General features: G+C 61.7%; 1 protein-coding gene and 1 pseudogene. Both read right to left on the bottom strand.

What is annotated here, in order from left to right; all coding sequences use genetic code 11:
- Window positions 1–1,423, bottom strand: a 1,423-nt coding sequence (gene metG / locus AHiyo1_RS03740) for a methionine--tRNA ligase (protein WP_059387647.1), incomplete at its 3' end; no start/stop codon positions are given.
- 78 nt (window positions 1,424–1,501) lie between these two features.
- A pseudogene (locus tag AHiyo1_RS03735) lies at window positions 1,502–1,682 on the bottom strand (ABC transporter ATP-binding protein); the annotation flags it as partial.

Genomic DNA, 1,682 nt, shown 5'->3' with positions numbered 1-1,682 from the left:
TGGCGGCCGACGTCGGCATGACCGGCTGGGCGAGGATCGCCACGATGCGGACAACCTCCAGCGTGACGTACAGGACCGTGTTCATGCGCTCGACGTCGGTCTTGCGCAGCACCCACGGGGCCTGCTCGGCAAAATACGCGTTGGTGTCGCCCAGCACGGCCCAGATTGCCTCGAGGGCACGGCTGAATTCCTGCTTCTCGAAAGCCGCGCGGGCCACGTCCAAAAGTCCGGCGGCCTGGGCAAGCAGCGCGGAGTCCTCCGCCGAGAAGTCTCCCGGAACCGGAACCCTGCCTTCGCAGTTCTTGGCCACCATGGACAGCGAACGCTGCGCCAGGTTGCCGAAGTTGTTCGCGAGATCGGCGTTCATGCGGCCCACGATCGCCTCGTGGTTGTAGCTGCCGTCGGCGCCGAACGGAACTTCGCGGAGGAAGAAGAATCGCACCTGGTCCAGGCCGTACTGCTCCACGAAGTCCTTGGGGGCCACAACGTTGCCGAGGGACTTGGACATCTTGACGCCATTGTTGGTCAGGAAGCCATGGATCATGACGCGCTTGGGCAGTTCCAGGCCCGCGCTCATCAGGAAGGCGGGCCAGAAGATGGCGTGGAACCGGGAGATGTCCTTGCCGATGATGTGGACGTCGGCGGGCCAGAACTTACGGAACGCCTCAGAATCGGCATCAGGGTAACCGACTCCCGTCAGGTAATTGGTCAGGGCATCAACCCACACGTACATGACGTGTTTGTCGTTGCCCGGCACCGGGACACCCCAGTCGAAAGTCGTCCGGCTGATGGACAAGTCCTGAAGACCCTGCTTGACGAAGCTGATGACCTCGTTGAAGCGGTACTGGGGGGCGCCGAACTCCGGCTGCTCCTCGTACAAGGCCAGCAACTTGTCCTGGTAGGCGGACAAACGGAAGAAGTAGCTCTCCTCCGCGGTCCACGTCACTTCGGTATCCGTACCGCGCGAGTACCGGACGCCGTCGTCCTTCAGTACTGTCTCGTCTTCGGTGTAGTAAGCCTCGTCGCGGACCGAGTACCAGCCCTCGTATTTGGACAGGTAAATGTCCCCCTTGGCTTCCATCTTCTTCCAGATGGCCTGGGAGGCGGCATAGTGGTCGGCATCCGTGGTGCGGATGAACCGGTCGTAGGAGATGCCCAAGGCAGCGTGGGCGGCCTTGTAGATTTCGGCATTCCGGTCCACGAGTTCCTTGGGCGTGATGCCTTCCTTCTCCGCAGCCTGGGCAATCTTCATGCCGTGCTCGTCCGTGCCGGTCAGGAACATCACGTCATAGCCATCGAGGCGCTTGAACCGGGCCATCGCGTCGGTGGCGATGTACTCGTAGGCATGCCCGATATGCGGCTCGCCGTTCGGGTAGGTAATGGCGGTGGTGATGTAGAACGGGGGTTTATCTGGAGACGTCACTCTACGAAGTTACCTTCTCTTGGAGATGGAAAGACCGGACCGGCCGCATGTGACGGCCGGTCCGGAAGCAGCGGGCTACTAGTTCAATTCAGTCAGCGTATCGCTGAGCCTGACAAGCTCGTGGTCGTGGGAGGCCACCAGCACGGCGATACCGTCGCTCGTGGTGTCCTTCAGGATGCTGATGATGCGATTTGCCGAAGTACGGTCCAGGCTGGCCGTTGGCTCGTCCACCACCAGGACCCTGGTGCCCAGGATCAGG

This window comes from Arthrobacter sp. Hiyo1 (assembly GCF_001263615.2).
Lineage (GTDB): Bacteria > Actinomycetota > Actinomycetes > Actinomycetales > Micrococcaceae > Arthrobacter.
This window is presented reverse-complemented; position numbering and strand designations above follow the sequence as displayed.